Raw genomic sequence first — 793 nt, 5'->3', positions numbered from 1 at the left:
ACGCTTACCTCTACACTACGCTCTACGGTAAGTGCAGCATTGCCCGCAGCATCGCTCACGTTATAGGTGACCGTGTAGGTGCCGGCAACGTTCATATTTACAGCAGTGGCGTCGCTGATCACGTTTGCGGAAATATCACCGTCAACATTATCGGTTGCCGTAGCCCCAAGTTCGTTATAGGTTTCCCCTAGGGTCAGTTCCTGAGGATTTGATCCTGCCAGAGTAATTACGGGGGCCGTATCGTCAGGGCTTAACGTAACGTTTACTTGCCACGTTTTTTCATTGCCGTTCTCGGCCGTAACTACATATGTAACGGTGGAAGAAAAATCCTGAACGGTAGTTGTTGCCGGAGAAACACTGGCACTTGGGGATACGTTAAAAATATTTGGAGCTATATTCAATGGGACTCCCGTATCTACATTCACTGAAATAATATTGTTGTCCGTATCGATTGTCGAAGAATTTTGAAGTGGTAATTCAAAGGCCACAATATCATTCTCCGCACTCCCCGTGGGCTGGGATACGGTCACGTTCACGGTCCATACCTGCGGCGTTCCGTTTTCCGCGGTAACGGTATAGAGCACCTGTCCGCTAAAATCCTGTACGGCACCTATCGCGGGCAAGACCATGGCCCCGGGCGAGACCCCTAGGACCTGTGGGGCGACGTTCAGGTCCGTTCCGTCGGGTACGTTCACCGTTACCGTATTGGTACCCGGGTCGATATCCGCACTGTTCTGGACCGGAAGCCCGAACGCGGTTATGTCGTTGGCCCCGCTCCCCGTAGGCGGCAATA

At 52.2% G+C, this 793-nt stretch carries 1 protein-coding gene; it reads right to left on the bottom strand.

Annotation, left to right across the window (positions count from 1 at the left end):
• On the bottom strand, window positions 1-793 hold a 793-nt coding region (locus H9565_RS20020), incomplete at both ends, for an immunoglobulin-like domain-containing protein (RefSeq protein WP_215442150.1).

This window comes from Zobellia russellii, assembly GCF_018728565.1.
GTDB lineage: Bacteria > Bacteroidota > Bacteroidia > Flavobacteriales > Flavobacteriaceae > Zobellia > Zobellia russellii.
Note: the sequence above shows the minus strand (reverse complement) of the source record. Positions and strands in the feature narration are given on the sequence as shown.